Origin of the sequence: Bartonella sp. HY038, assembly GCF_014117425.1 — a bacterium.
Taxonomy (GTDB): domain Bacteria; phylum Pseudomonadota; class Alphaproteobacteria; order Rhizobiales; family Rhizobiaceae; genus HY038.
The window spans coordinates 1,738,474-1,764,859 of record NZ_CP059725.1 but is presented as its reverse complement, the minus strand read 5'-3'; the positions used below and the strand labels follow the sequence as shown (position 1 = coordinate 1,764,859).

Sequence of the window (26,386 nt, the reverse complement as noted above, 5' to 3'; positions counted from 1 at the left end):
AGAAAATATTCTTTAACCCCACCATCACACGCCCTCCTTTTTCACAAAGATGATATTGCAGGCGGCGTGGGCAAGGTGGGGCAAGCCGGACTCCGCGTCCAAATCCTCACCATTCCAAAAGGCAAATAGATGCCGCAGGGTGGCAGCGTAAAGCCGCCCCCACACAAACCCACCATCTGTTTGGCTGCGCCCATTATGGTCGCCGTATTTTTGCGCACCAAAGGCTAAAACCTTTGCTATTTGCAGCAAAGGCTCCACTGGCAATAGGTCAAGGCGTGGTTTGCCGCTATCATGCTTTGTTGCACTATTGGCTTGCGTTTCTATCATCTTAATAATCCCTATAGCTAAGGGCAAAAGGCGGGGTTTTTAGCGCGGCATCATATTCTTCGCTATATAGCCATGTCATTTGCATGATTTTGCGCTTGTTAAAGCCCATTTGTTGCAGCAGCAAAATGCCCTGCTTTTGCTCCACCAGCGGCATAAAGCGCAGCTGCTTTACATCAACGCAATTTTCAAATCCAAAGGGCGGCATCATACGGCCTCGCTTTGCATGAATTTGGCGCGTTTTGTTTGCAGCGCAGCGGCGTAAAACATCTTTGGTTCTATGCCATACCAAGCGCATAATTTTAAAAAGCTTTTGGTGCATAAGGGCGCACCTTGTTCCGCCGCAATGATACTCGGTACCGGCAAGCCAATTTTTTGCGCAAGCTGTTGTTGGCTTAGCTTTACAAAAACGCGCCGCCGCTCCATCATCAGGCCAAAAACACCCCAATCAATCAATTGGGCGCGCTGCGTGCTTAAACTTGGTGCATTAACTTGCTTGCTATGGTGGGTAAGTGTACACATCATCATTCGCCCTCATTTTCATTTTGGCTAAGGCTCGCGCGTAAATGGTGGGTGCAGTAGTGGCGGCCATGTTTGCTAGCGCGTTTGCAACCACAAACAGGCATTAATGGCCCTGCCTCACTCATCGGGCTTGCTGCAAAAAACAAACAGCGGTCTTCACGCAAGGCGCGCTCATAACTCATTGGCACCACAATGAAGGGTATTTGCTGTAATTGTTTAAAGTTGACGCCCAAGTTGGGTTTATTGGGCTGCTCACATGTGCCTTCACGCTGCTTTTGCAAATTAAGCAATATTTGTGATTTGACACGGCGCGGGAAATGCTGCGGATAATGGTTATAAATCGCTTCATGGACGCGCTGTGGCTTGCAGCCCAAGGCATGTGCAATCTCACCGCCGCTTTTGCCGCGCTTCCACATAAAAGCAGCCTTTTCCAAGCGCTCTTTTGTCCAAAAGGCATTTAAAGGGGCGGTGCTGCTCATTAGTAATCTCCACCAACCACATGCAGTGTGGAAACCTTGGCGCGTGACAATTGCCGGCGCAGCTCAAGCATTTTAATTTCCATGGCACTGCATGCGCGGTCAATGTCGGCAGCCTCGGCAGGGGTTAGCTTACCATCCGCAAAGGCGCGGCTGCCTGTTGCCATCACATCACCCGATGCTGCCACAAGGTCTGAAAACTTGGCTAAAACCGAGCCCATGCTTTTACCCTCTTCATCCGGGGCAATAAGACGATAGCCGGTAAGCGCAGCAAGAGCAGTGGTCACAAGTGGCAAGCCGCATTCATTTTCCAGCATATAAATTGCATTGGTGGGCATTAAATCGGGGTCGGTGGCATTGTTCCAACGGCCAACCTGACTTTTAGAAAGTGAGGTAATCTCAACGCAGCGCTCAATGCCGCCGCATGTCTTGATTAAATCGCGCTGCGCCGCCTTTAAGCGGTGAAACCAAGCCTCGTTAATCATTGCCATTTTAAACAACCCCTTAATTTAAGCAAAGCTTTCCCGTGGCGGGAAATTCCGCAAAATTTTCCCATAGTGGGAATAGATTTTTTATGGTTTTAATAGCGCTACCAAAAACACTTAAAACCGCACCAAAGGCGAAAGGCACATTTGATGAAACAAATTTTAAAACCACTGTTTACAAAAATGCTGTTACGCAATTTGCAGGCTTCAAATCTTGCGCTTTTGGGCGAGGGGGTTGTCAAAAGCGCAAAATCTTCGTGGTGCTCCAAATCCTTAAACCTTTTCCACATTGGCAGTTTGCACGCTGCTATTTGTAGTAGGGCGCAAAATACCTATTGGCCAAACAACCCCGTCCGGCCAGTTTTGTGAATAAAACACCATGGCTTTTTCAAAAGTCTTGGTGGTTACATCAGATTTACCGCAAGCAATTGCATCTAATTTGGAACCTTGGTTAAGCACGATCGTTGATACACGCATGCGACCAATGCCACGCGCCTGGCCGTAAAGATCAGAAACAGTGATGAGTTGCTCGTGTAAATTCATAATTCAAATATGCGGTTAATTAACCACTTTGTCAATCATGTTTTTAACCTCGTTTATCTTTTTTTAAAAGCGGGAGATAATCCGCATTATGACAGAATCAATTTTTGACCGTATAAATCAAAGACTTGCAGCGCTTGACCTTAGTCCTGAAGGAGCTTCAAAAAAGGCGGGGCTCACGCGCGATTATTTGCGCACCTTGTTTCGTCAACAGTCTTCACCAACAGTTAAGACATTGGCGAAGCTTGCAACAGCGCTTGAAACTTCACCTGAGTGGTTAATGCATGGCGTTGGGGAAGTGGTGAATGTCTCACCCAAGGAAAGTGCTGCTACTAATAGAAAAGCAACAAAAACAGTGCATGAAGTTACGCCTGTAAATATGCCAGTTCCAAGCCAAACTAACATGCATAAGGATTTGCCGGTGCTTGGTACAGCAGCGGGAAGCCACACAAATGGTGTTTTGTCTCTTGAAGCCAATATTATTGAATATGTCCGCCGTCCTCCGGGGGTGGAGGCTGTTAAAGATGCTTATGCCGTTTATGTTGAGGGTGATTCAATGGAGCCGCGCTATTATGCAGGCGATCTCATTATTGCCCACCCATACCGTCCAGCACGCATTGGTGATTCAGTTGTGGTGCAATTCAAACGCGGGGAAGCAGACTATCAAGAGGCAATTATTGGCATATTGCATAAGCGCAGCGGTTCAAAAATTGAAATTGAAAAGCTAAATCCGCAGAATATTCTTAATTTTGACGAGGAAAACGTAATTGCTATTCATCGCATTTTAAGTTTGAATGATTTGTTAGGAGTTTAAACCGCATAAGTGCACTCTTTCAAAAACATCAACATTTTTGGAGTAAATGAAAATCATGATTGCCTCAACAATTACTAAAGTGCAGCAAGTCGAGCAAGCTGAAAAGGAGATTCTGGCTATAAAAAAGGAAGTGAACTTTTTTATGACCGAATATAATCTTGAAATTATTTCGTTAAAAATGGAAAGACAAGAGTTTTATATTCCTGATTATCAGCGAAATTTTACTTGGGATGATGATCGGAAATCTCGATTTCTTGAATCTTTAATTATGGGGCTTCCGGTGCCGTTTCTATTCTTTTGGGAGACACCTAAAGGGGAGTTGGAGGTCATTGATGGTTCTCAACGTCTACGCACTATTGAGCAATATGTAACTAATAATTTGACATTGGTTAATCTTGATAAAATACCTTCGCTGATAGGCACAAAGTTTGAAGATCTACCAAGATCAAGGCAATTAAAAATCTTAAATATCCCAATTAGAGGTGCTGTTTTAGGTGAAAATGCAGATGAGGCTGTTAGATTTGATATGTTCGAAAGAATTAATACTGGTAGTCTTACAGCTAAACCTGTTGAAGTTAGGCGTGGAGCATTGCGTGGAGAGTTCCAAAACTTGATTGAAAAGTTAGCTCAGGAGGATCTTCTATCTAAACTTGCACCGATATCACAGGTATCGAAAAACTTACGCACGCATGATGATATGGTTACCCGTTTTTTTGCATATGGTGACGGCTTAGATACTTACAAAGATAGTCCTAAAAATTTTTTATTCTCATATGTAAAAAAAATGAATCAGCAAGTGCAAAAATCCCAAATGCTTTTAAAAGACTATGAAGAGCGCTTTAAAAATATGTTGAAGTTTGTTGATCTTCATTTCCCAAATGGTTTTACGAAATCAACAAAAGCAAAAGCGACCCCCCAAGTTAGATTTGAAGCAATTGCAATAGGAGTTGATTTGGCAATAAGAAAAAATCCATTACTTTTAAAATCAACAGCTATTGATGTTAGTTGGCTTAACTGTAATGAGTTTATTGATTTGGTCTCTTCTGGTTCGGCAAACGTAAAAAGCAAAATAGAAAATCGTATCAATTTTGTCGCATCTTGTTTATTGCAGGTTGCCAATGACTGAGTTGATGAAAAATTACAGAGAAAGAAAATCAGAAATATTAAATGTTTTAAAGCTTTTAAAAAATATTGATAAATGTATAGCAAGTAGCGGAAGAGCAATATTGTCGGCTAAATTATCAACGCCACCTAGTTATCAAATTAATGCGGTGCAACAGAAAATTTTGTATTCAAGCATTTATTTAATGTTGTATAATTTAGTTGAAGGAACAGTTAATCAATGTATAGCAGAGTTGCTATTGGCCTGTAAGCACCATGCCAAGTTTCCGATTAATTTATCTCCAAAGCTGCTAGACATGTGGATAAACGATACAGCAGGTGTGACTAAAGAAATTAATGAAAAAGCACGAGCAAAAAAAGTTAGAAATCTCTTTGATATAGTTTCTAACGGTAGTGATATTACTGAGTGGGAAATTTCTAAAGGTGGCGGAGGTAAATGGAGACATACAGAGATTAAGTCTTATTGTGAAAAGATAGGATTAGAGTTACGAATTCCTCGTCGCACGTTGCGGGCTATTAACCGACATATTAAGGATGATAAAGGTGTTTTAGGTATGGTCGTTGATCTAAGAAACAAACTTGCACATGGTGATATCTCTTTTGCGCAGTGTGCAGCCAGCGTAGTTTATCGTGATTTAGTTTCCTTTTGTTGGGTAGTGTTTAAGTATCTTGAAAGTGTGGTTTCGAACTTTGGTCAGTATATCGATTCAAAAAAATATTTGAAAGAGGATCCTTAAAATTTGTATTGTTTAAGTTGTGTAATATTTTTCTATATGCGTTTTGATTGTTTTCCCTATGTGTAGCGCAAGTAGGGGAGGGACAGCGTTTCCTATGAGCATGCCGATTTTATTGAAGCTTAATTTATTGGTCAAACTATTAAATATATAATTGGGAGGAAATGATTGTAACATTGACGCTTCTCGTAAAGAGATGGCGCGATCTTGTTCAGGGTGACCGAAGCGTCCGTTGCCGTAGCCAAAGCATTGTGTTGTTAATGTTGGTGATGGTTTATCCCACTCCATTCTTCCGTAAACGGATGGGTATGTTTTCCCCGTAATTTTTTGATGGCATTTTGCTTGTATTTCAATTGGCCAATCACGCCATGTGCCACCCGGCTTTGATGCTTTTATTCTTTTGAGATTTAAAGGTGATAGTTTGGCTGATATATGTAAGTCTATTTTATCACTTGTATTGCCTGCTGGTATTTTAGGTAGGAGCGATATAGTATCTCTAACGGTCTTAATAGCTGTATCTTTAGGTTGATTGAGTTCAATTGGACCGAGACTTGATGCAAGTAACACTAAGCGTCGTCGAGTTTGCGGGATACCAAATTTGATGCAATCAACTATTGACCAGCTAACGCAGTAATTATTGTCTTTTAATTTATTTACAAATTCCTTCCAAACTGGCTGACGTGCTAAACCTGGGACATTTTCCATGGTTAACACGTTTGGTTTCGTTGCAAGTACTAAGCGTTCGAATTCTTTTAGCAAAGACCATCGCTCATCTAAAGATTTACGTGTGTTGGAATAAGTAGAAAATGGCTGACATGGTGCACAGCCGGCTAAAACATTAATACCATTTGTTCCGAACCATTCAACCAATTCAGATCTAGTAATAGTTCGTATGTCTCGGCATATAAATGCTGCGTTGTTGTTAGCTTCAAGTGGTGTTTTGCATGAAGGATCAATATCTACTCCTACTTTAACATTAAGTCCTGCTTGTTCTAGTCCATGCGTTAATCCGCCAGCTCCACAGAACAAGTCTATAACATTAATTGCTAAACATTCGTCACTCTTTATAAAGTGGTTAGTCACTATTTAAATTCCTTTAACATAAAGCCGACCAGTATGTAACACTGAAACCTCATATTTAACAGTGGTTAAAAAAAAGGAAATGGTAAAGTTTATATATTTAAAAAATTTCGTTAGAATGCGGTTAATTATACTGATTTAGATTGACGAGGGTAATTAACCGCGTTATATTGCTCTTAATCATTATGATTAGGAGGGTATTATGCCACATTCCATGACCTTGCAGCGCAGTGCTGCTGCATCAACCAATTTTACACACAACCTAATTCCCACACGCTGCCATGCTATGATGCATGCCATGCAAGATATTGCGGCTTCTAAGGGCAATGTTGATTTTGCTGATTTATAAAATGCTGGCTTTGCTGATGATGAAATTGCCGCCCATAGCGATAAAGCCGCAAGCCTTGCCCAAAGTTTTGCAGTTAAAGCAGTATGCAAACCCAAATAGAGCTTGCCGCAAGTGCCGCTTATCATTGCGGCAAGTGAAGCCACCCCACCGCAATTTGATAATATCATCAATAATGACAAGCTAGGCAAGTTTTGGCGCGATTATTGCGCTTGTGTCGCTGCTTTTAAGCTGCCCCCATGGCACTCCGTGCGTGAGCGCTGCATTGCTATGCTTGCGCAATATTTAGCGGCGGTTAACATTGGCCAAGCAAGCCGCGCCGCCATTATCCGCCAAGTCGAAGCGCAATTGCGGGCCATTCCGCTTTATCAAAAGTGTAGGCTCATGCAAAAACCCATCGCACCGCAAGCCATTGAAACAGTTGCTAAGATTGTTGATATTTTACCAATAGATAATGACGAATTGGCACAACAAGTATTAGCAATGACCTTTATGGCGGTTTGTAATACGCTTAATATGAGCAAAGACGAGACGATTGCTACCTTTATCCGCATTATTGAAGCGGAAGAAGAAGGTAGAAAAGCCAAAGCGCCTTTGGCCAACTAAGCCATAACCCAACCCACATTTTTTAAGAGACCATCATGCAACGCGGCAGCGTTTGCAGTGGAGTTCTATTGTCTTTTAACAAGGTTTTTACAATGACCCAAGATGAAGCACGACAAAAAGCCATTAATGCAGGCGTTGAAAAATTGCGAGGCTACACTGATGCAGAGTTTAGTGAGGCTGACCTTAGACAAGCATTTGAAACGGTGATTGATACATATATTAAGCAAAGCATTTTACCATTTTTAAATGAGGCGGAAAGACCAATAATATCAGCATTTACTCGTTGCGACTATTTTAGCGGCCACGCGCTTACCGGGCTTTTAAGCAATGGCAACTCTGATATTGTTGAGTTTACGGAAGTTATTCGTGATGCTTATCATATAGGTAAGCTAATGGATGAAATGGCTCCCAACTTTTATCCTATAAAATAATGCCCCATCAGAAATAGGTATTTTTCATGCAGCGCGGCAGCGTTTGCAGTGGAGTTTTATTGTCTTTTAATAAGGTTTTTACAATGACCCAAGATGAAGCACGCCAAAAAGCTATTAAAGCAGGTGTTGAAAGCTTAAAGGCAGGTTTTGCCAATGTTTTTGACCATGACGAATGGTTAAAAGCGCTTAACCTTGCCCTTAATATTTTTACCGAGCAATGCGGCTTTATAAAAGAAGCGCCAACGCAAGGGCAGGGGTTAGAAAAAGGAGTTTATGTTGTTTCGATAGCCAAGGAAAAGCAGTTGAGTTTATTGCTAATCCTGCGCAATTTGAAGGCAGCCTTGTCGTACAAGCCGACTTATATTTAAGTCTAGCAAAAGCTTATAAAAAAGCCGCCAAAACGGGTGGCACTGTGCGGCTTCTTTCATCACAAGAATATCAAGCGCAATTTATCGACAAGCTTAATAGACAGTAGGGGGGATTGTTATGGTCGTGCGTAATCCACCCGTTACCGTTGAATTGTTAGAATCATATCTTGATCATTTGGCCCATCTTATGGTGGATTATGCACCAGATTTTGATGCTTGTTTACCGCTTTATGAACGGTTGGAGGCGGAGATTGAAATATTAAAAGATAAAGAAAAGCGCATGGCGGCTGTTTATGCACGGGCTAACAAACTAAAACAAGAAAAGCCTGCTGTTAAAAAATTGAAAAATCAAACGGCAAAGCAATCCGATTAAGTTGCTCCCACTGCCACAATAAACCGCCGCCAGATCCATAACGTGGGCGGTTGTTAGCGTGGCCCATCAATGCCATACGTAATTCATGATCGACATCGGCTTCTTTCATTCTATCTTCAAAGGCATGTCTAAGGGAATAGATCACCTGATTGTCTTTTTCAAATAGCCCATTTTCCCTAAAAAATTTATTTAAAGTATTCGATAGGGTGGTTTCCTTATCGCGATAGCGGGTAAAGCCGTTGCGATGTAGTTTTATAGCCTCTAATGCCACGCCAATAAGTGGAATGCGCCTAACGCTAGAGCTTGTTTTAATTTCGCGTGGGTCTGCAGGGTCTATACGCGGTGCAATATCAATAAAGGGTACTTCGCCATTTAGGTGAATATTTTCTGTGCCAAGATTGCAAATTTCACCAAGGCGCGCACCCGTATCAGCCAAAATAAAAACCACATGCCGTGCTTCGTCATTAAGCTTTGCTAAAGCACCTGGTTGATAAAGCTTGTCTTTAATCCAGTTGGTTGAAAAAGGAGGGCGTGTTTTATTGACTTCTTTAAAAGATAGGCCAGACAATGGATTATTATAGTCAATTTTACCTATATGCGCAAAATAGGAGTTTAAGAAAACGCGGGCATTGCTAATTTGGCGATTGCCCCATGCTGCTGAATGGGTGGCGGCACCGCTTGAATCTAAGATTGATTTTCCCAAGCTTTTATAAAAGGCTAAACCGTCTTGGCGTGTGATGTCATCTATATCTTTGTCACCAATGGCATCGCTTAATAAACGCAAAGTTGCGCTTCGCCCTTGTATCCAACGTTCACGTTGATGTTGGCTTTTGCCCGTTAGCGTATGGGGGATTATATCTTCAAAATAAAGCTTGATGGCATCGCTTAGTAGTGTGTTTGGCGCTTTTACCGCACCAAGCAAGCTTTGTTGTAGAGGCGGCGGCAAGGTTTTGTCAGTGATAACAGAAAAGCGGCTGATAATTTCATCTAATGATGCCTTGGCGAGATCGCCGGCGGTTTTAAATGCAAAACCAAATGCTTCAACCTGTTTCATTGCCGCCTTATAGCGTTCCATCGCAGCATCGCTGTTCGTGCCTAGCATCAATGCTGCCCATAAATCATTGTCAGCTTTTTCATGCAAATCGCGTTTCGTGCGAGCAATAATCAAATCACTTGTGCGAAGTGAAATTTGAATAATAGGGCTGCGTTTATCTAGTACAATAAGTGGTGTGGGCACACGTCTTTTATAGACGTAATTGCCATTGCGTAGCATGAGGTAACGATCTAGATTTGATGTTTTTGCAACCACAATAATGCATAGCCCCAACGATTTGTGTGACAGTTTGTATGCTATATTGTGTGATAGATTTGGCGTTTTTGCAATAGTAATCATTTTACAATTGAAAAAGTTCAATAAAAACAATTAGTTGCAAAAATTCAATGGCGGTGAGAGAGGGATTCGAACCCTCGATACGGTTCCCCGTATACACACTTTCCAGGCGTGCGCCTTCAGCCGCTCGGCCACCTCACCATTGTGGCGGCAATATAGCGAAAAATTAATATTTCACAAGCCCTAAAAGCTAAAATAATTGTCGAATTTCATCCCTCGTTGTCGGTAACACTATCTTAAGTAAGGTTTTTAAACTGATTTTTATTGAAAAAAGACACGAAAATAAATAGTTACGAGATTTTGTTAAGGTAGATATGATTTAAAAATAATTGATTTAATAACAAAATTTTATTTCAACTATAAAGTTTTATTTTTTGAAAATGCCTTTCAATTAATAAATAATCGATGAAAATATAATTATTACTTGCAATTTCAAATAAAAATGAACATTGTTCATTATTGATCGGATTCACGGAGTAATATAATGAAAAAATCTCAACGATGGACTGAAAAATGTTTTAAGTTATTCCTTTGGGGGCTCACTTTCATTTTTGCATGGTTTTTGTTGCAACTTGGTAGTAACATTATTGCGGATTTGCCTAAAGTTGAGGCAAAGCTTACAGTTGGTGATTTTATTGATGATGCCGCAATTGCGCATATCGAGACCAAGCGTTTAGAGCCTCTCCAAGAAATGCAAAAACAGCAAGAGATTTTGCACGCGCTTCGCGAAAAAGTCGAGTTAAGTACTAGTTTGTACAACTCCAGCAAAACCGAATTTGATAATTGGTTAGCAACTCGTCGTAGTATCCAATCTAATTCACAAGATGACAATTTGATTGCGCGTACGCATGATTTGAATGCCTTACAACAAGCAAAGCAAAAAGCCGAGCATGATTATGAAGTTCAACAGATACAATATCAGTTAGCGCAAGCAGAGTTTTATGCAATTGGTAAGGATATCGATAAAGATATTGCCAATATTCGTGCCGCTGCTGAAATTCAGTTGCAAAAGGCCGTGGCTTGGCAAGAATTAAAAGTATTTGTCTATCGTTTAATTTTAACCTTGCCTTTGTTGCTTGTCGCTGGTTGGGCTTTTGTTAAAAAGCGCAAAACTATCTATTGGCCATTTGCTTGGGGTTTTATTATTTTTGCAGTTTTCACGTTTTTTGTAGAATTGGTGCCATATCTTCCAAGTTATGGTGGTTATGTAAGGATAATAACTGGTATTATAACATCTGTTGTGATTGGCATTTACTTAATTCGTGCGTTTCAGGGCTATTTGTACAGGATGAAGGAACTTGAAGCCGAGCCGGAATTGCAGCGCCGCAAGAATATAGAATATGACAAAGCTTTAACTTTTTTACAAAAAGAACGCTGCCCAAGTTGCGAGCGCAATATACCGCTTAAGGATGGAAAAACCGATTTTTGTCCCCATTGCGGTTTGCATATTTTTAGTCATTGCAATAATTGCCATAGTCGTAAAAGTAATTTTTCACCCTTTTGCTTTTCCTGCGGTGCGTCATCTGGTGTAACGGATGCGGATGGTGTTAAGTGCATAGGTGTCGCAGAGATGTAATTTATTTATTAATAGAATTACATGAATTTAAACCATAAGGATGATTTTTCATTGTGGTTTATGCTTTTTTTATTAAATAATTATCTCGATTTTTATTTGTAATTATATATTGATTATGTATAATTACTTTGTTGCAGTGGGTTGGTTCGATTGTTTTATAAAAATTGGGGGTAGTATTTTTGTATCAAAATCCTGATATGATTAGGGTCGCAACTGGTTTTGGTACTTTGGATACTTATACATTGAAAACTTATCTTAATAGCTATGGTATTGAGGTGATGTTAGATAATAGCTATTTTTCTGCAGCGTCCCCGCATTATGTTTTTGCCACTGAAGGTATAAATATGTGGGTTTTTACAAGTGATTGGCCAGCTGTAAAAGAATTGATTGCCACATATCGACTTGAGCAGGAGCAGGGCGCATCTCATTCTAGTATATTGGGCAAAGTGGTCTTTACAGTTTTATGGGTAGTTTTGATGGTTTTGTGTACAACGCCGCCACCAGCTAGGGGGGTGTATTTTACCCACCCTAAAATGGTTGCAAGACTATTGAATCATGAAAATGATGAGCGTAAAGCCTAAATTACCCAGTTACGTTAGCGGCTACATTTTTGTTTAGATTTGCTTGTGGATCCATCATTGCAGAGAAATTTGCCATCGCTTGTGCATTGCTTTACACCGCCTTTTTTGCCGCTACAAGGTGTGTTTGCACTATAAGCTGGTAGGCTTGCAAAAGAAAAAATAGCAAGTACCAAAAGAGCAAAAATGTTTTTCAAAATATTAGTCATAGTTTAACCCCCATTAAATTTAACTTCATCCATTAAAGCTGTATTTGAAAACTAATCAATAGCAAGCTGCAATAGCTTGCGTTTATCCCATAAAATTTGTGCTTTTAGACTGGTTGCTGGGCAACTTATTCAATTTCAAACAAAATACGCTTGCAATCTTTTTAAAAATCTATAAATGACTAATGGTCATTATTAGCTATTTTGACGTGTTTATCTATGGCGATTTAACCAGTTGAGAGATTTCATGCGTGTAAAAAAAGGCGATGAGCTGAAAAGAGCAATTATAATAGCGGCAACCCAACTCTTTAGCCAGCGCAGCGTAAAAGACGTTTCAATTGATGAAATTGTAAGAAATGCAGGAATAGCTAAGGGTACGTTTTATTTATATTTTACATCAAAAAAAGAGTTGCTTTGCTATCTCGCAGAAGATTGGGTTAGTCAAATGGTTGGCAAAGTAAATGAAATTGCATCAAAAACTGACGAGCGTGCTTTTCAGCTCTTTATTGCTGCTTTTTCATCCTTGAAAGAAATTGAGAATAATCATCCTTATCTCCATGCAGCATTAGATACGCCCAATAATGCTGATCTGCACGAGCAGATCAATGTTGCTTGGGTTAAGCAGATAGGTAAAGCACTCGCCCCTCTGGTTGAGCGAGGGGTAAGAGAAGGAGATTTTAATGTTGATGATGCCTTATCAACTCTTCAATTCATTTTAGCAGGTCAAGCCTACTTACTTGGCAATAAGCAGTTTTCATGGAGCGAGATAGAATATCAAGCCCATTTTGTTTCTGTCTTGAAATTGGCAGAAAGAGCATTGGGAGTAAAAACAAACCAATTGCTTGAAGCCTTTTTAGGTAACCATTTATACCAAAAGAAAGATTAATAATGTCCAATGAAAAAAATATTTTGAGGTTATTTTCTCACCCTTGGCGTTTTTATAGCATAGTCACAATTGGATGTTTTGCTCTTTGGTTTATGGCAGCTTGGTTAAGCCATTTACCACAAAATTCATATTGGCCTTTAATTACTATTTTACAGCTTTTGGGCTTAATTTTTCCATTTTGTGTATCTTGGTTGATGGTGCGCAAAAACACGTTGTTAAAGTCAGATTTTTATTCACGTTTAACACTGCTTTCAACCCCGCAATTAAAGGCATGTTTTATCGCGATTGTCATTATGTTTGGTAGTATATTGGGTGCAACTGTAATATCTTTATTTTTAGGCTACAGTTCAAGCCAGTTTTTAATATCAAAACATGCATCCTTTAGCGCTGGTATTTTATCAGGTTGGGCGGCATTGTTGCTTGCGCCAATTATTGAGGAGTTAAGCTGGCATAGTTATGGCACCGATTGTCTGCGGCGCAGTTTTTGCATGTTTTGGACTTCGATTATTTTTGCAGTTTATTGGGTGTTTTGGCATATGCCACTTGGCTTTATTGCTAATTATTATCAAGCCAATCTTGTAGAGGAGGGGTGGCAATATAGTTTAAATTTTGCAATTAGCTTATTGCCTTTTGTTCTTATTATGAACTGGTTATATTACCGCGCTGGTCGCAGCATTATTGTTGCAATTATTTTTCACCTTGCTGCAAGTATCGCGAACGAATTATTCCAAACTAATCCTGATACAAAAATCATTCAAACAGGCCTATTGATACTGTTAACGGCTTGGCTATTATATCGCTATCCAAAAGAATTCTTTCAAAAATAAAAGGCATATTTGGAAAATCGCATTAGTATTTTGATAACTCAGATTTAGCTCTTAAAACTGTTTTGAAAGAAGATTGAGTGATAATTACAAAATAACAATTAATTCAAATGCATTACAAAACTGCTTAATTTTTTAGAAAAAGGCTAGCTTATATCTGACAATCTTTTTAGGAGCTTGGTTGGATAATCAAATACGAGCTAATAAAGGCCATTGGTGTCATTTTCCAAAAGTCCAATCTCTCGCATTTTGTTTATTAACTCAGGGGTGATAATACCGGTTTCTTTCAATGAAAACATTTTTTGAAAGGCCAAAATTGCCTTTTTGGTATTATCATCGCTGATGCCGTTTACAACAAGATGAGTATTGCCAAAACTGCGTAGTGCTGTTTGTATTCGCATTATTTGGGCTTTTTCTTTTGACAATATTGCTGTTGGTTTATTATCTTTTAATGGCGTTGGCTTTATTTGCGGCACTGCTAGTGCCATAGGAGCTTGGTTAGTAGGTGTGTTTTCGGTAGCTTGAGTTAGAGGCGCTTGTGGACGAGGCTTTGGTATTGCTGGGGTACGATTATCAAATGTGTTAGGATGAAGATTGTTTTGCTCTTTTAATAAAGCTTCAATAGTAAGCTGGTTTGATGTTGAATTATCTTGCTTTTCATGGCTTTCAGAAAAGAAAAAACTGCGTGTTACCATATTTTGATTGTAAAACATGTGATAAGCAAGGAAAGAAAAAAAGCATAAAAATAGACAAAAACCAAGAAAGATTAATGGGTTTTTACGGATTATTTGGGCAGCAGAATAACACAGCCATTTTATTAGCTGCGTGATCGTTGATGATATTAGCGCTGTAACGTTGTGTTGTTTTTTCTTTTTTGTTTTACGCTGTTTTGTCGATCTTTTGTTTACTTTTGCCATCGCCTAAATATTTTTCATGAAGTTCTACTGTTTGGGTTTTATTGTTGATTGCAAAAAAATGCAAATTGTCAGCTTCGATTTTTTGATGCTTATTCACTTTATCTAGTTGAGGTCCATTCCCAAGGGGGAGGGTGAGCGAAATGGTTGTACCTCTGTTTCTTCTACTGCTGATATTAACTCTACCCTTAGCAGCTTCAACAATACCAAATACCAGTGAAAGACCAATGCCATATCCATCAATATTGGAGGATAATACATTACTTGCTCTTTTGAAAGGGTGGCGAAGTTCTTCTATTTCTTCTTCAGCAATACCGGTGCCGGTATCGCTAACCGTAAGTAAAAGATGATTATTTTTTAAAACACGTTGTTGAATGGTAATAATCGAGCCATCACCGCTATATTTAGCAGCATTTGTAATCAGATTAATCATTACTTGTTTTAATTGTAAGCTCTTTAATGTTGTAAAGCAGCTGCCATGGAGATCTGATGTAAATACTACTTTGCTATGCTGGGTTAAATGGCTAGTCATCACAATAGCCTCAGCAATGGTGCTGTCCACATCTTGATCAATGACATTATCTTGTTCTGGTTGTTTTTCAAGATAGGTTGTTATCAATTGCAGTAGGTGATTTCCAGATTCTTTAATATGCATGGCATATTGGCGTTGTAGCGAAGTTTCAAATTTTCCAGAAAATTCATGAAGTAGAAAATCCGTAAAGCCAATGATGGCATTTAGTGGTTCACGCATTTCATGGGCAACAAGAGTAAGAGGTGGCAATTCATTTAAAATTGCATTGCTATCTTGTTCCATGTTGCCAATAGGTGAAGTAGGCGCGGATATTTGCCTTGATACGGCTTTATCAATTAATTGGCAGTCAATGTTTATGCCATTTATCCCAAGAGTTACATTGCCCAGTTGAAAGATGATAAACATACCATCCTTGTTGATAAAACGAAAATTGCTATAGCCACTGTCTTTTTTGCCTATGCGTGCATTGTCCAGCAGTGTGACTAAAGCAATTTTATCATTTATATGGACGCTTTCGGCAAGGTGTTTACCTTTTTGAAAAAAGCCATAGAGATGTGTTTCACCCTGAAAAGCTCTAATGTAGCCTTGAGTTGAAACGGTGAGTTTGATCATTGCTTTATGTTTCATGGTTACCATTTTTTTGCTCTAGCCAACATTAATATGCCAATAGGCCACGAGTATGTTTGCGTCAAAATGCCTTGTAAGGACTTAATGAAAGGATAACTGATCTTTTTTTTGCCGCATTTTACCCTTGAAGCTGCAATTATGGTTAATAAATTATAATCCGTGAATTGGGTTTGATAAGAGCTTTTTTGAAGAAAATATAGTTGTTTTGAGGTGCACAAATTTTTTGACTAAATATTTTTTAAACAAATCAGTTGTTTATATTAGTTTTTATGTTGATGGAATGTTTTGGGGAGGAGAGCGCGGAAAGTAGCCGGCATTTTGATAAAAATATTTTAAATAAATGATTCATCAATATTTAGGAGATATTGTGAAACTGAAATAATCAGATTTCAGAATTATGGATTTATCAGGGGCTGGAAAATGATTTTTTCTTAATTATTTAGATTTGCAGCTCTTGTAAACTTATTATAGGGGCGCTGGTTTTACAAAATTTAAAGATCTCGCTTTGTCAATAATATTTTTACGGTCTAAATATGAAGTTAGAGGTTTTATATCTTTAAAATCAATTAATTAATCGCATTTCTTTAATTGGTTTGTAAGGATTGCTAAGGTTAGATTGCATGAGATTCTTAATTAAAGTTGCTTTTTTTCTCATACTGCTTTTTGTTGCAGTTGCATATTTTGCGCCTTCAGAACATGCGCCTCATAGTAATGGCCAATCTTATTCAATGCTTGATGGCATATTTGCTTTCAAATCAACCGTAAATGATATGGGTGGGTTTTGTGATAGAAATCCAGAAACATGTATAACTGGTAAGTCATTTTTTGCCACTATCAAAGATAAGGCGCTTGAAGGAGCTCGTATTTCATATGAGTTCTTAAATGAAAAGCTTGGCGGTCAAGTGGTCGAAAAATAAGTTATCTATAGCCATATCTCTTGCAAGTTATCTATATGGGAGTTTTCTCTATGCTCCCATTAGAAAGCTAAATATATCAATAAAAAGTTTTTGAAAAATCTGCAGCGGCAGCTTAGCCAGCATTTTAAATTTTTTCCTATATAAAAGTTAACAAGAGACCATTTGCATCTGCGGCTGTGATAAAGTAATATGATGTTAAATTGATCTATAATTACTTTCACTTTTTTCACGCAATGATAAAATATGTTGCAATGGGGAAAATTCTTCCAATTAGATTATAATTAAAAAATGGCGCTTGTTTTTGTCCCTATCAACTGCATAGCAGGTAGCCAAAGAAAAATGGCAGGCTAATTATATGGTATCTAAAAGATTAAGTCATGAAGATGGGCATCGTCGCAAGTTTTTGGTAGTTATTGATGAGACGCCAGAATGTAAAAGAGCTGTTGCCTATGCCTCACGGCGAGTAAAAAATACAAATGGCGCCCTTGTTTTGCTGTTTGTGATTGATAGTTCAGAATTCCAGCATTTTCTTGGCGTTGGCGATGTGATGCGGGCTGAGGCGGAAGAACGGGCCAAAACCACCTTGTCACAAATTGCAGCTGAGGTACGTGAAGGTTTGGGCATTGAAGCAGAACAAATTGTCCGCGAAGGTAAAGCTGCCTTAGAAATAGCAAGTCTGATTGAAGATGATCAGGATATTGCGGTTTTGATTCTTGCCGCTGGTGCTAATGCCGAAGGGCCGGGGCCATTGGTGGAGGCGGTTGCAGGGCGCAATTCGTCATTTGCAATTCCTGTTACTATTATTCCGGCAAATCTAAGCGATGCTGATATTGATGCGGTGACATAAATTCCTATATAACTGCCTAAAGAATATTAAAAATTGGGCTGCTTTTAGTATTATTTCTCTTTTTAGAATTATTTTTCTGTCGCGCTGGTTAAGTATTTAGTTAACGGAAATTGTCTTTAAGACACCTATTGGTGATGGCAGCTTATTAATAGCAGCAATAGAATAAGGTTATGCACTATGTTTATTCAAACAGAAACTACCCCTAATCCGGCAACGCTAAAGTTTTTGCCCGGTAAAATTGTTCTTCAAGATGGCGTTGAAGATTTTCGCGATGCCGAAACAGCCTCCGCGCGCTCGCCGCTTGCAGCTAAATTATTTGCAATACCAAGTGTTTCAGGGGTGTTTTTTGGCTTTGACTTTATAACTGTAACTAAGGCTGATGGCGAATGGGCGCATTTGAAGCCTGCTATTCTTGGCACAATTATGGAGCATATGATGGCTGATTTGCCGATAATGGCGATAAGTGCAAATCAGCTTAATCATGACGAGGAAGAATTCTTTGCCCCTCAGGATCAGGAAATTGTTGATACAATCAAGGAATTACTTGAAACTCGTGTCCGTCCTGCGGTGGCTCAAGATGGTGGCGACATTACGTTTCGTGGCTTTGAACACGGTGTTGTCTATTTGAATATGCGTGGCGCATGCTCTGGTTGCCCATCATCTACTGCTACGCTTAAACATGGTATTGAAAACCTATTGCGCCATTTTGTGCCTGATGTTGTTGGTGTTGAGGCGATGCCGCAATAGGTAATATGCGCGTTTACGACATTTGTCGAGATTTGCTGGTAATAGAATAATTGCGACATTTTTAGTTATCTATATAGTTTGAAATTACCAAATCAAAGTGGCTATTGCGTTCTATCAAGAAAGGCCTGGGTGGAATCACTCAGGCTATTTTTATAAAATTAATATAAATTAGGGCAAACTGACCAATGATAATGAAATTTATCCATGAGTATTTTTTTTGATGAATTTTATAATTTTTTGCTAATTAATTGATATCATTAATTTTATTGAAAGGTTAAACAATATTTCTTTTTTATCTATGTCTTTTTTTTAAAAAAAATGCATTTTAATGTTGACGTTTCAGAATACTTCTATAAAGAGGTGTTCACCTAACAAGGAGGGGTGGCCGAGCGGTTTAAGGCACCGGTCTTGAAAACCGGCGTGCAGGAGACTGTACCGTGGGTTCGAATCCCACCCCCTCCGCCATTTAGACATATTGATGTTTGATCTATGTCTTTTTCCAAATTATCCCAAAAAATTAAAATTATTAGATTGTGTCTTTGCTTTAGTCTTTCGGCTGGTTTTCATAAAATCGATTTCACTCATCCGTTGCCAAGTTGATTTTGTCTTACGTGATAATAGTTTACTGATATCAGAAAAAAGGCCATGATTCTTAAAAATTGGCTTTGCAGAATGATGGCTTGTCTATTTCTTTCATCTAATATAAATTTTATGCAATTATTTTTTTTGTTTAAAAACAGTATATTAGCTTTAAGATAAAAGAAAATTGTGTTTTTTGGATAAAAACTGTTGACGTTAGCGGTTCTCGAACGTATGTTCCGCCCACTTCTCGCAGAAACTTTCTGTAAGGGAGCGCGTAGCTCAGCCGGTAGAGCAACTGACTTTTAATCAGTAGGTCCAGGGTTCGAATCCCTGCGCGCTCACCATCTCATTTTCCTTTATCGCTAATTTCATTTTTGGTTGAATCTTTATTCAATTTACTTGGCTTGTTTTGCGTTTTAATGGCGCTCAATCTGTAGGTTTTTGGCAAATACAAAGTGGGGCGCTATTTCTATGGATAGCGGCCCAAGTTTTAAGCTTAAATGGCTTGGTTAAAGAACGTCTTGCCAGCTTTCCATTGCGGTAATGACAGCTTTAATATCCTTGTGGCGATTTACGACCGTTGCTGCGCCGACTTCAGTTAGAGCGTCTGCAAGGCCGGGATAGACATGGGTGCCGCCGGTAAAGCCAATAACGCGCATGCCAGCCGCAACCGCAGCTGTTGCGCCGGGAACTGAATCTTCAATAACAACGGTATTTTCTGGCGCAATATTAAAAGATTTTGCCGCAGACAGAAAAACATCGGGGGCAGGTTTTGGTTTTTTTGATCCAGTTTCTGGCGCCGAGAAAATCTTGCCTTCAAACAGGTCATAAAGACCGGTCGCCTGAAGCATTTTTTTAATATTTTCACTGATAGAGTTTGAGCAAATGCAATAGGGCAGATCAAGCGAGTTGACCAAATCACGAACGCCATCAATGGCAAGCAATTCACTATCTATCCGACGGACAAATTCACTATGGGCTTTATCGAGCAAATTGGCCGATAGTGGAATATCAATTTGCTTTTCAATTGCTATTAAAGTGTCTTCAAAGGTCATGCCATTATATCGTTCGGATAATTCTTCACCAGTTGTGGCAAAGCCGGCATCAGTTAATAATTCGGCTTTAACTTTCGACGATAAATATTCTGAATCAACCAGAACACCATCGCAATCGAAGATTACCAGTTTTATCGCAGTCATTGTTATTCCTTAAATCTAGCTCTATTGGTAAAATTTATAATTATGTTTCTATAGATAAGGGTAACTGGCTTATATTGCAAAAAATATCGTCGATAAAATAAATTTCTATCCAATATCTATTCTTAAATGGACTTAACCCGAATATCTAAAGTGTGCCTTAGCCAAGACAATGATGAAGCGAAGTTTTATAAAAAGGCTAACTAGGCTTTGCTCAACTTTTTGCGACTCGCTAATGGATAAGAAAATTTAAAAAAGGCGAAAAAATGCTTTCAACAAGAATTTTATTTGCCATGCTTAACGTCATGTTTACCATGTTGGGTGATTATGGGGTTCATTAGTAACGGTGTCCAAATTGTTAGTTGAGTATCCCATGCAAAAATTGAGTGTTGTGAATGCATTGCCAAAAGAAGCCACGGAATTAGAGTGGTGCAATACAATCATAAAAGGAGACTGCATTTCGGCATTGGAAAAATTGCCAACCCATTCTGTTGACGTTATTTTTGCTGATCCTCCTTATAATTTGCAGCTTGAAGGTGCGTTACACCGCCCCGACCAATCATTGGTTGATGCTGTTGACAATGATTGGGACCAGTTTGAGAGTTTTGAAGCCTATGACGCTTTCACCCGTGCATGGTTGCTGGCTTGCCGGCGTGTGTTAAAACCAACCGGGACGGTTTGGGTTATTGGTTCATACCACAATATTTTCCGTGTTGGCGCCATTATGCAAGATATGGGCTTTTGGTTGCTTAACGACATTATTTGGCGCAAAACCAACCCTATGCCTAATTTCCGTGGTCGTAGGTTCCAAAATGCCCATGAAACTATGATTTGGGCATCGCGCGATAAAAATGCCAAAAGCTATACGTTTAATTATGATGCTTTGAAAGCCGCCAATGAAGATGTGCAAATGCGCTCTGATTGGTTATTTCCTATTTGCACCGGCAGTGAGCGTTTGAAAGATGATAGTGGCCATAAGGTTCACCCAACCCAAAAGCCAGAAGCTTTACTTGCTCGTGTTTTGCTTTCTTCTACCAAGCCGGGTGATGTTATTCTTGATCCATTTTTTGGATCTGGCACAACTGGCGCGGTTGCCAAGCGTTTAGGACGTAATTTTGTTGGTATTGAGCGTGAACAAGATTATATCGACGCTGCAACAGCGCGTATTGATGCGGTAGAGCCTTTGGGTAAGGTTGAGCTAGAACTGATGAAAGGCAAGCGTGCCGAGCCGCGCATCGCCTTTAACAGCCTTATTGAAGCAGGCCTATTAAAGCCAGGCATGGTGCTTTATGATAAAAAGCGTAAAAATGCGGCAATCATTCGTGCCGACGGTACGGTTGCTTGTAAAGGCGATGCTGGTTCAATCCATATGATGGGACGTAAGGCGCAAAATAGTGAAAGCTGTAATGGTTGGACTTTTTGGCATTTTGAAGAAGATGGCAAGCTAAAACTCATTGATGAATTACGGGCACAAATCCGCCGTGATCTTGCAGCCACTGGTGCTTAATTCTTTTCATTTTTAAAGATGTGAAACTGATTGCTTTTAAAAGGCAATCAGTTTTTTGTTTTTTTAAGCATTATGTCAAACTATGAATGGTTACATTATCAACCGCCGCAAGCGCTAAATCACATATATGGCGATGATGGGTTAAGTAAATGACTTGACCGCTTTTTGCCATTAAGCCCATCAGCCGCAAGGCTTCACTTGCACGCGGTTCATCAAAGGTTTCCATAATGTCATCAGCGATAAAGGGAATTGGCTCATGGTTTTGTGCAAATTCTTGATAGCCAGCAAAGCGCAAGGCAAGATAAAGCTGGAAGCGAGTGCCTTTGGAAAGGTCTGATGATAATTTAGATTTACCGTCCTTGGCGATGGCGATAAGTGTTTCTTGGCTGCCTTTTAGCTGTGTGGTTAAGCCACTATAATGACCCGATGTTATTTCATGAAAGGCTTGCGACGCGCGTTTTAGCATTGAGCTACGATGGCGATCACGATAGTGTACCAAGGCTTCTTGTGCTAATCTTTCGCCTGTTTTGAGCTTTAAATATTGAAAGGCCAGTTCTTCTATTTCTAGCCTTATGGTTTGCCTTTCACTTTCAATCCTTGCCACTTTATCATCACCGCCAATGGCATCAAGTTGTTTGCGCTTTTCATCAAATAAAGCAAAGGCTTGTTCTTTTTCAGCGCTTAAAGGTTGCATTGCAAGCTTTAACTCACCAAGCGCAATAATATCACTTGGTCCCCCATCTAAATCTATATTTTCAAGGGCTGCATGAATATCATTGCAATTATAGTCGCTTTTTATTTCATGCACGCATTTGGCTAGCTCTTGTCTTTTATCGCTAATGTCTTTAGCCAATTCCAGCTTTTGTGCCAGATCATTTAAATCATCAACGGCAAAATCGGAATTGGCAAAATGGTCAAACCGTTGCTTAATTATTTGATGATGCGCCGCAAGGTCATGAATGATGGTTTGATATTGCTTTTCAACTTCCTGCAACTCATTATAGTTTTTTTGATTTTGATCGGCTTTTTGGATTGCATCAATAACATTTGTTTGTAAATCACTAAAAGCAATAAGCGGATCGTTAAAATCACTTTCATCAAAATCTGGTTTGGCAATGCGATAAAGCGACAAGACCTCATTATGAAAACTTGCCATATCCTTTTCCATTGCGGTTATACGGTGCTGAAGATTATCGCATTGCTGCTTTAAATCAGGCAAAAGTTCTAACTTATTGATATAATGCTCAATAGTTTCAATAGGGGATATTTCTGCAAGCCAAAGGCCGTTTAATGCCTCATTCCACTCATTTTGCCATTGCGTTGCCTTTTGCAGGGCTTGCTCGCTTAATTTTCGTCTTTCTGAAATATCATGATTGGCTTTTTTAAAAGCGCGTTCGCTCTCGCTTTTTTTATGCTTTTGTTCGGTTTGGCTTTCGATAAATTTTTTGCCAAGCACCATTAGTGCTTTAATATCCATAGTGTCATTGGCATTTGGTACATTTTGGCAAATATCAGCGTGGATTTTTTCAATATCTGCTTGCACCGCATCAAAACGCGCCTGCATCGTGATGATTTCATTGCTTATTGTTTGATAATTTTGGCGTTTTATCAGCCAATCTTGCAAAAATTTCATGGCTGCAAGGCTTGGCATTACTTGTTCAATACCAATTTTTCGCAAAGTCTCAGTTACAAATTCATCAATCTTGACGCGCTCTTGCTCTTTATGCTGCATGCTGTCTTCAAGGTTAGTTTGCTTTTTTTGTTCCTCATTCCAATCTATTTGCGCTTGCTCTAACTGCGCAATGCGCTCAAAATGGGTGAGGCGGCCTTGTAAGGCATCATCATAATGGCCCATAGCAAGAGAAAATTGATTAGCGCTTTCATGGTCAAGTTTTTTATAATGGTTTTGCCAAGCAAGCAGCTTTTGTTGTGCCAATGTTTTTAAGGTTTCGCTGTCAACCAGATTGCTTTGTTTTTTAAGGGTTTTAATCCGCGTTTCAATGTTGGCAAGCTTATCAGCAATTTGCCGTTTTTCTAAAGCAAAATCATCCAATTGTTGGTTTAATCGCTGCAACTGGTGATATTGCTCGTTCCAATAATCTTTGTCAGCAATAATTAGCCCATTAAGATCATTTATTGTGCCGCTAAATGGCGCAAGCGCAGCAAAAGCTTGCTGTTGTTCATTTTGCAAGCGTGTGAGATTGCTGGCAAGATTTTGGCTTTCAACAAGCAAGCCTTTGTCGGTTAACTCAGTTAGCTTTGCTTCTAGCAAAAGTACTCTATCTTCATCAAAGGCTAGTGATGGGGTGTTAAAACCTGTTTCAAGCTCTTGCAAGGTTTTTTCAGCCAGTTGTAATTCCCCTTGTGTGGAGGCAATCCGACTATCGATTAAAGGCTTTTTGTGTAACAAATCTTTTAAAGGCGCAAGGCGTAATTTATCAATTAAAAGCTCATCCGTTAAGCGTTCTGGTTGATTAAGCTGCTTTATAAGTGCAGATAGTTCCGCTTTCTTTTGCATAAGCTCATCTTGGCGTTTTGCAATATCATTTTTTGCGGTGATAAAGCGCGATTTTGGTTCATCTGCCAGCAGCTTTATTGTGTCGCCAAGCTTAATAAGCTTTGGTTCAAAATTACTTTGCTGAAGTTTTTCCTTTAAACTTGCAATTTGCGTGGTTAAATAGTCTTTCCTTTGCTTAAAAGCACTATCATTTTGCCAAAGCTGCGCCATTTCACTGCGCCAAAGGTTAAGTAAATCATTTGGCGGCACCGGAAAACCAGCAAAATGCTCAAGGCTTTCAATTATTTCAGTGTAGTTTTTTAATTTTTTGCGCAATTCAATTTGCTGGTTTAAACGGTCTATTTCGTTTGTTTTGCTAAGTAGTGTTTGACTTTTTTGGTTATAATCTTCTTCTGCCTCGCGCTTTTCTTTAACCAATCTTTTATAGGCAGATGCCGCCACGTCAATTTCGGCACTTTCTTGCTTTAGCTCAATTAAGCGCTTCTTTTTTTGCTGGATTGCAGTGGATGACGCGCGGCTTCGATAAATGGCATCGGCAGCTTTTTCTATTTCAGCAAGTTTTTGGCTTACACCATCAAGCCCTGCGGTGGCGGAAAATAAAATTTCGCCAAGATCGCCTTTGCTGTTTAATATATCATTGCCGCCTTTCTCAAGGCTGTCATCATCAAGCGAAAACATGGCTTGATAGCTGTCGCGGTTAAGACCAGCCATATTGCTTAGTAAGGCTATTTCACCAAATGGGTTGGCAGAGCCATCGAGTAAGGAGTTTTTATTGGCTTTTATGCGTTGCAAATCTAATATTTGGTCGCTTGTTTCCAGCTTTGCACCGATTTTCATCAATGGATAATCATGCAAAAAATTATAGGAATTTTCTTTTCCCATGCCGAATAAAAAATCAAGCCAAGCGGTAAAAGTGGTTGATTTGCCAGCCTCGTTCAAGCCGTAAATAATATGAAAATCACAGATACCTGCTTGTTTTTCGCCAAAATCCAAGGTGAAATCGGTAAATTTGCCATAACGGGTAAGGTGGAGCTGCTTAATTCTCATTATGCTTTTAACCGTGCAATAATATCACGGCTCCCCTCATTAATAAGCTGGTCAATGAAGCTATCAAAGCTTTCCTCATCATTGCCCATAAGGCTATTGAGGCCTAGTTGGGGATCATTGCGTAGTGAAGTGGCTGTTTCTTTGATGAATTCGCGTATATCGCTGCGGTTTTTTGCAATATCTGCCATAATTAATGCAAGTTCACTTGTTGGGTCAGCGGTGCTGTTTTGCGCAATTGCGGGCGTGGTGCGCACCAAAAGCTTATCAATCCACATATTGCCCATTCTCTCACCAATGAGTTTGGCTTCCTCTAACAATTGGCTGTCATTGATTAACCGCCAGTTTAAAGGCGTTGCACCAATTAATTCAATGCGGGCAACCAGATGCTGAGAAAGTGCTTTTTCCTTGGCAAGCAGCATAGCGTTTTCGATTTTTGGAACAATAGTATTAAAGTTTTCAATACCGCTAACATCAACAGCAATAGGGTCAAACTGCGCTAGGCTTATCGGCTTTTCATCTAAGCTTATGCTGCCATCATCTGCCACCGTGACTAAAGTTACTGATTTATATCCATTTTCATTAATATCTCGTCCTTGCGGAATACCCGGCATGACAATTGTAGTCTTTGTCGTTTTATCTTCAATGACTTGTCTTTTATGGATATGCCCCAAAGCCCAATAGTTAAAATCACAATTTTGCAAATCTTTAACACTGCAAGGCGCATAAGGGTCATGGCCACTTTGGCCGTCAAGGCTGGTATGCATGAGGCCAATATTAATATGGTCGGCAAGTGGCGCTTTATAAAGCGGTAAAAGGCTATCGGGGGCCGTTTTTTCTTTAAAACTAATGCCGTGAAGTGCAATATTGAGCGTATCGGTTTTAATGGTTTCAACGCCGGCGCGTGTTTTAAAAACTGTTACATTTTGTGGTAAGGTCAATTCATGGGTAATGGTAGAAGCTGCATCATGATTGCCGCGAATGATGAAGCAGGCAATATTAGCGTCATCAAGCCGCTTTAATTCCATGCTTAAAAAGCGTGCGGTTTTCATCGAGGTTTGGCTGCCATCATAAAGATCGCCAGCAATGATAACTGCATTAACCTTTTCTTCAATAGCAAGGTTAATAATATTGGATAATACGGTGCGGCTGGCATTACCGATAAGATTGCCCAACTCTTCATCACGTAAGGATAGCGAGCGTAAGGGTGAATCAAGGTGAATATCTGCCGTATGAATGAAGCGAAACGCCATGATTATATCCCCATATTTATA

At 39.5% G+C, this 26,386-nt stretch carries 29 protein-coding genes and 3 tRNA genes; 18 read left to right on the top strand and 14 right to left on the bottom strand.

Features of this window, described 5'->3' with window-relative positions; all coding sequences use genetic code 11:
- Window positions 1-24 precede the first annotated feature (24 nt).
- The 6 genes from H3299_RS07520 to H3299_RS07495 all read right to left on the bottom strand — a co-directional run bounded on the left by H3299_RS07520 (window position 25) and on the right by H3299_RS07495 (window position 2,350).
- Entirely contained in the window at window positions 25-327 is a 303-nt protein-coding gene (locus H3299_RS07520; RefSeq protein WP_182417085.1) for a dATP/dGTP diphosphohydrolase domain-containing protein, read from the bottom strand.
- A 1-nt stretch (window position 328) separates the two neighbouring features.
- The gene (locus tag H3299_RS07515; protein ID WP_182417084.1) at window positions 329-535 is read right to left on the bottom strand and encodes a hypothetical protein; all 207 of its coding nucleotides are present in this window, start codon (window positions 533-535) and stop codon (window positions 329-331) included.
- Window positions 532-852: a hypothetical protein gene (locus tag H3299_RS07510; RefSeq protein ID WP_182417083.1), complete on the bottom strand. Its 321-nt coding sequence runs from the start codon at window positions 850-852 to the stop codon at window positions 532-534. The genes H3299_RS07515 and H3299_RS07510 overlap by 4 nt, the downstream gene beginning before the upstream one ends.
- The gene (locus tag H3299_RS07505; protein WP_182417082.1) at window positions 849-1,325 is read right to left on the bottom strand and encodes a hypothetical protein; all 477 of its coding nucleotides are present in this window, start codon (window positions 1,323-1,325) and stop codon (window positions 849-851) included. The genes H3299_RS07510 and H3299_RS07505 overlap by 4 nt, the downstream gene beginning before the upstream one ends.
- Window positions 1,325-1,813 (bottom strand): phage regulatory CII family protein, encoded by a 489-nt coding sequence (locus H3299_RS07500; protein WP_182417081.1) that lies wholly within the window; start codon window positions 1,811-1,813, stop codon window positions 1,325-1,327. The genes H3299_RS07505 and H3299_RS07500 overlap by 1 nt, the downstream gene beginning before the upstream one ends.
- Before the next feature lie 267 nt (window positions 1,814-2,080).
- Entirely contained in the window at window positions 2,081-2,350 is a 270-nt protein-coding gene (locus H3299_RS07495; protein ID WP_182417080.1) for a hypothetical protein, read from the bottom strand.
- 88 nt (window positions 2,351-2,438) lie between these two features.
- Between H3299_RS07495 and H3299_RS07490 the strand changes: the two genes are divergently transcribed.
- The 3 genes from H3299_RS07490 to H3299_RS07480 are packed head-to-tail and all read left to right on the top strand — an operon-like array spanning window position 2,439 to window position 5,020.
- Complete coding sequence (locus tag H3299_RS07490) at window positions 2,439-3,161, top strand: XRE family transcriptional regulator (RefSeq protein WP_182417079.1); 723 nt, start codon at window positions 2,439-2,441, stop codon at window positions 3,159-3,161.
- Window positions 3,162-3,207: 46 nt separating this feature from the next.
- Window positions 3,208-4,287 (top strand): DUF262 domain-containing protein, encoded by a 1,080-nt coding sequence (locus tag H3299_RS07485; protein ID WP_210276087.1) that lies wholly within the window; start codon window positions 3,208-3,210, stop codon window positions 4,285-4,287.
- The gene (locus H3299_RS07480; RefSeq protein WP_182417078.1) at window positions 4,280-5,020 is read left to right on the top strand and encodes an MAE_28990/MAE_18760 family HEPN-like nuclease; all 741 of its coding nucleotides are present in this window, start codon (window positions 4,280-4,282) and stop codon (window positions 5,018-5,020) included. The genes H3299_RS07485 and H3299_RS07480 overlap by 8 nt, the downstream gene beginning before the upstream one ends.
- Before the next feature lie 12 nt (window positions 5,021-5,032).
- On the opposite strand, the gene H3299_RS07475 is transcribed toward H3299_RS07480, so the two are convergent.
- Window positions 5,033-6,100, bottom strand: a complete 1,068-nt coding sequence (locus tag H3299_RS07475) for a DNA cytosine methyltransferase (protein WP_182417077.1) — start codon at window positions 6,098-6,100, stop codon at window positions 5,033-5,035.
- 199 nt (window positions 6,101-6,299) lie between these two features.
- Here H3299_RS07475 and H3299_RS07470 point away from each other — a divergent pair, with 199 nt between their 5' ends.
- From H3299_RS07470 to H3299_RS07450, 5 genes are all read left to right on the top strand, one after another.
- Window positions 6,300-6,446 carry a hypothetical protein gene (locus H3299_RS07470; protein WP_182417076.1) on the top strand — a complete coding sequence of 49 codons (147 nt, stop codon included), beginning with the start codon at window positions 6,300-6,302 and terminating at the stop codon, window positions 6,444-6,446.
- A gap of 111 nt (window positions 6,447-6,557) precedes the next feature.
- The gene (locus H3299_RS07465) at window positions 6,558-7,049 is read left to right on the top strand and encodes a hypothetical protein (protein ID WP_182417075.1); all 492 of its coding nucleotides are present in this window, start codon (window positions 6,558-6,560) and stop codon (window positions 7,047-7,049) included.
- Window positions 7,050-7,141: 92 nt separating this feature from the next.
- The gene (locus tag H3299_RS07460; protein WP_182417074.1) at window positions 7,142-7,480 is read left to right on the top strand and encodes a hypothetical protein; all 339 of its coding nucleotides are present in this window, start codon (window positions 7,142-7,144) and stop codon (window positions 7,478-7,480) included.
- 83 nt (window positions 7,481-7,563) lie between these two features.
- A complete protein-coding gene (locus H3299_RS07455; RefSeq protein ID WP_182417073.1) occupies window positions 7,564-7,848 on the top strand; it encodes a hypothetical protein in 285 nt (94 codons plus the stop codon).
- A 118-nt stretch (window positions 7,849-7,966) separates the two neighbouring features.
- Complete coding sequence (locus H3299_RS07450; protein ID WP_182417072.1) at window positions 7,967-8,221, top strand: hypothetical protein; 255 nt, start codon at window positions 7,967-7,969, stop codon at window positions 8,219-8,221.
- Here the strand turns inward: H3299_RS07450 and H3299_RS07445 are convergent.
- Together H3299_RS07445 and H3299_RS07440 are read right to left on the bottom strand one after the other, a co-directional pair.
- A complete protein-coding gene (locus H3299_RS07445; protein ID WP_182417071.1) occupies window positions 8,181-9,530 on the bottom strand; it encodes a DUF6538 domain-containing protein in 1,350 nt (449 codons plus the stop codon). The genes H3299_RS07450 and H3299_RS07445 overlap by 41 nt on opposite strands.
- Window positions 9,531-9,662: 132 nt before the next feature.
- Window positions 9,663-9,752, bottom strand: a tRNA-Ser gene (locus H3299_RS07440).
- A gap of 343 nt (window positions 9,753-10,095) precedes the next feature.
- On the opposite strand from H3299_RS07440, the gene H3299_RS07435 reads away from it, so the two are divergent.
- From H3299_RS07435 to H3299_RS07420, 4 genes are all read left to right on the top strand, one after another.
- On the top strand, window positions 10,096-11,187 hold the full coding sequence (locus tag H3299_RS07435) for a zinc ribbon domain-containing protein (protein ID WP_182417070.1): 1,092 nt from the start codon (window positions 10,096-10,098) through the stop codon (window positions 11,185-11,187).
- Window positions 11,188-11,366: 179 nt separating this feature from the next.
- On the top strand, window positions 11,367-11,768 hold the full coding sequence (locus H3299_RS07430; protein ID WP_182417069.1) for a hypothetical protein: 402 nt from the start codon (window positions 11,367-11,369) through the stop codon (window positions 11,766-11,768).
- 450 nt (window positions 11,769-12,218) lie between these two features.
- Window positions 12,219-12,857 (top strand): TetR/AcrR family transcriptional regulator, encoded by a 639-nt coding sequence (locus tag H3299_RS07425; protein ID WP_182417068.1) that lies wholly within the window; start codon window positions 12,219-12,221, stop codon window positions 12,855-12,857.
- Window positions 12,858-12,859: 2 nt separating this feature from the next.
- Window positions 12,860-13,684 carry a CPBP family intramembrane glutamic endopeptidase gene (locus H3299_RS07420; RefSeq protein ID WP_182417067.1) on the top strand — a complete coding sequence of 275 codons (825 nt, stop codon included), beginning with the start codon at window positions 12,860-12,862 and terminating at the stop codon, window positions 13,682-13,684.
- 197 nt (window positions 13,685-13,881) lie between these two features.
- On the opposite strand, the gene H3299_RS07415 is transcribed toward H3299_RS07420, so the two are convergent.
- Together H3299_RS07415 and H3299_RS07410 are read right to left on the bottom strand one after the other, a co-directional pair.
- Window positions 13,882-14,394: a peptidoglycan-binding domain-containing protein gene (locus tag H3299_RS07415; protein WP_182417066.1), complete on the bottom strand. Its 513-nt coding sequence runs from the start codon at window positions 14,392-14,394 to the stop codon at window positions 13,882-13,884.
- Between the two features lie 166 nt (window positions 14,395-14,560).
- Window positions 14,561-15,754 carry a HAMP domain-containing sensor histidine kinase gene (locus tag H3299_RS07410; protein WP_182417065.1) on the bottom strand — a complete coding sequence of 398 codons (1,194 nt, stop codon included), beginning with the start codon at window positions 15,752-15,754 and terminating at the stop codon, window positions 14,561-14,563.
- 620 nt (window positions 15,755-16,374) lie between these two features.
- On the opposite strand from H3299_RS07410, the gene H3299_RS07405 reads away from it, so the two are divergent.
- The 5 genes from H3299_RS07405 (at window position 16,375) to H3299_RS07385 (ending at window position 19,191) form a co-directional block, all read left to right on the top strand.
- Window positions 16,375-16,671, top strand: a complete 297-nt coding sequence (locus tag H3299_RS07405) for a DUF5330 domain-containing protein (RefSeq protein WP_182417064.1) — start codon at window positions 16,375-16,377, stop codon at window positions 16,669-16,671.
- 355 nt (window positions 16,672-17,026) lie between these two features.
- Window positions 17,027-17,518, top strand: a complete 492-nt coding sequence (locus H3299_RS07400) for a universal stress protein (protein ID WP_182417063.1) — start codon at window positions 17,027-17,029, stop codon at window positions 17,516-17,518.
- 177 nt (window positions 17,519-17,695) lie between these two features.
- The gene (locus H3299_RS07395) at window positions 17,696-18,265 is read left to right on the top strand and encodes a NifU family protein (RefSeq protein WP_182417062.1); all 570 of its coding nucleotides are present in this window, start codon (window positions 17,696-17,698) and stop codon (window positions 18,263-18,265) included.
- Window positions 18,266-18,640: 375 nt separating this feature from the next.
- Window positions 18,641-18,730 (top strand) — tRNA-Ser (locus tag H3299_RS07390).
- Between the two features lie 385 nt (window positions 18,731-19,115).
- Window positions 19,116-19,191: transfer RNA gene (locus tag H3299_RS07385), tRNA-Lys, on the top strand.
- 165 nt (window positions 19,192-19,356) lie between these two features.
- Here H3299_RS07385 and H3299_RS07380 read toward each other — a convergent pair.
- The gene (locus H3299_RS07380) at window positions 19,357-20,046 is read right to left on the bottom strand and encodes an HAD family phosphatase (RefSeq protein ID WP_182417061.1); all 690 of its coding nucleotides are present in this window, start codon (window positions 20,044-20,046) and stop codon (window positions 19,357-19,359) included.
- 370 nt (window positions 20,047-20,416) lie between these two features.
- On the opposite strand from H3299_RS07380, the gene H3299_RS07375 reads away from it, so the two are divergent.
- The gene (locus tag H3299_RS07375; RefSeq protein WP_182417060.1) at window positions 20,417-21,550 is read left to right on the top strand and encodes a site-specific DNA-methyltransferase; all 1,134 of its coding nucleotides are present in this window, start codon (window positions 20,417-20,419) and stop codon (window positions 21,548-21,550) included.
- Window positions 21,551-21,620: 70 nt separating this feature from the next.
- Here the strand turns inward: H3299_RS07375 and H3299_RS07370 are convergent, their stop codons facing one another.
- Together H3299_RS07370 and H3299_RS07365 are read right to left on the bottom strand one after the other, a co-directional pair.
- Window positions 21,621-25,115: an AAA family ATPase gene (locus tag H3299_RS07370; RefSeq protein ID WP_182417059.1), complete on the bottom strand. Its 3,495-nt coding sequence runs from the start codon at window positions 25,113-25,115 to the stop codon at window positions 21,621-21,623.
- Window positions 25,115-26,365, bottom strand: a complete 1,251-nt coding sequence (locus H3299_RS07365) for a DNA repair exonuclease (protein ID WP_182417058.1) — start codon at window positions 26,363-26,365, stop codon at window positions 25,115-25,117. The genes H3299_RS07370 and H3299_RS07365 overlap by 1 nt, the downstream gene beginning before the upstream one ends.
- Window positions 26,366-26,386 lie beyond the last annotated feature (21 nt).

What these genes read in the sequence shown, in the direction of transcription:
- H3299_RS07520 (WP_182417085.1), bottom strand. Translation starts at nt 327, where the DNA reads ATGATAGAAACGCAAGCCAATAGTGCAACAAAGCATGATAGCGGCAAA.
- H3299_RS07515 (WP_182417084.1), bottom strand. Translation starts at nt 535, where the DNA reads ATGATGCCGCCCTTTGGATTTGAAAATTGCGTTGATGTAAAGCAGCTG.
- H3299_RS07510 (WP_182417083.1), bottom strand. Translation starts at nt 852, where the DNA reads ATGATGATGTGTACACTTACCCACCATAGCAAGCAAGTTAATGCACCA.
- H3299_RS07505 (WP_182417082.1), bottom strand. Translation starts at nt 1,325, where the DNA reads ATGAGCAGCACCGCCCCTTTAAATGCCTTTTGGACAAAAGAGCGCTTG.
- H3299_RS07500 (WP_182417081.1), bottom strand. Translation starts at nt 1,813, where the DNA reads ATGGCAATGATTAACGAGGCTTGGTTTCACCGCTTAAAGGCGGCGCAG.
- H3299_RS07495 (WP_182417080.1), bottom strand. Translation starts at nt 2,350, where the DNA reads ATGAATTTACACGAGCAACTCATCACTGTTTCTGATCTTTACGGCCAG.
- H3299_RS07490 (WP_182417079.1), top strand. Translation starts at nt 2,439, where the DNA reads ATGACAGAATCAATTTTTGACCGTATAAATCAAAGACTTGCAGCGCTT.
- H3299_RS07485 (WP_210276087.1), top strand. Translation starts at nt 3,208, where the DNA reads ATGAAAATCATGATTGCCTCAACAATTACTAAAGTGCAGCAAGTCGAG.
- H3299_RS07480 (WP_182417078.1), top strand. Translation starts at nt 4,280, where the DNA reads ATGACTGAGTTGATGAAAAATTACAGAGAAAGAAAATCAGAAATATTA.
- H3299_RS07470 (WP_182417076.1), top strand. Translation starts at nt 6,300, where the DNA reads ATGCCACATTCCATGACCTTGCAGCGCAGTGCTGCTGCATCAACCAAT.
- H3299_RS07460 (WP_182417074.1), top strand. Translation starts at nt 7,142, where the DNA reads ATGACCCAAGATGAAGCACGACAAAAAGCCATTAATGCAGGCGTTGAA.
- H3299_RS07455 (WP_182417073.1), top strand. Translation starts at nt 7,564, where the DNA reads ATGACCCAAGATGAAGCACGCCAAAAAGCTATTAAAGCAGGTGTTGAA.
- H3299_RS07450 (WP_182417072.1), top strand. Translation starts at nt 7,967, where the DNA reads ATGGTCGTGCGTAATCCACCCGTTACCGTTGAATTGTTAGAATCATAT.
- H3299_RS07435 (WP_182417070.1), top strand. Translation starts at nt 10,096, where the DNA reads ATGAAAAAATCTCAACGATGGACTGAAAAATGTTTTAAGTTATTCCTT.
- H3299_RS07425 (WP_182417068.1), top strand. Translation starts at nt 12,219, where the DNA reads ATGCGTGTAAAAAAAGGCGATGAGCTGAAAAGAGCAATTATAATAGCG.
- H3299_RS07420 (WP_182417067.1), top strand. Translation starts at nt 12,860, where the DNA reads ATGTCCAATGAAAAAAATATTTTGAGGTTATTTTCTCACCCTTGGCGT.
- H3299_RS07415 (WP_182417066.1), bottom strand. Translation starts at nt 14,394, where the DNA reads ATGTTTTACAATCAAAATATGGTAACACGCAGTTTTTTCTTTTCTGAA.
- H3299_RS07410 (WP_182417065.1), bottom strand. Translation starts at nt 15,754, where the DNA reads ATGAAACATAAAGCAATGATCAAACTCACCGTTTCAACTCAAGGCTAC.
- H3299_RS07405 (WP_182417064.1), top strand. Translation starts at nt 16,375, where the DNA reads ATGAGATTCTTAATTAAAGTTGCTTTTTTTCTCATACTGCTTTTTGTT.
- H3299_RS07400 (WP_182417063.1), top strand. Translation starts at nt 17,027, where the DNA reads ATGGTATCTAAAAGATTAAGTCATGAAGATGGGCATCGTCGCAAGTTT.
- H3299_RS07395 (WP_182417062.1), top strand. Translation starts at nt 17,696, where the DNA reads ATGTTTATTCAAACAGAAACTACCCCTAATCCGGCAACGCTAAAGTTT.
- H3299_RS07380 (WP_182417061.1), bottom strand. Translation starts at nt 20,046, where the DNA reads ATGACTGCGATAAAACTGGTAATCTTCGATTGCGATGGTGTTCTGGTT.
- H3299_RS07375 (WP_182417060.1), top strand. Translation starts at nt 20,417, where the DNA reads ATGCAAAAATTGAGTGTTGTGAATGCATTGCCAAAAGAAGCCACGGAA.
- H3299_RS07370 (WP_182417059.1), bottom strand. Translation starts at nt 25,115, where the DNA reads ATGAGAATTAAGCAGCTCCACCTTACCCGTTATGGCAAATTTACCGAT.
- H3299_RS07365 (WP_182417058.1), bottom strand. Translation starts at nt 26,365, where the DNA reads ATGGCGTTTCGCTTCATTCATACGGCAGATATTCACCTTGATTCACCC.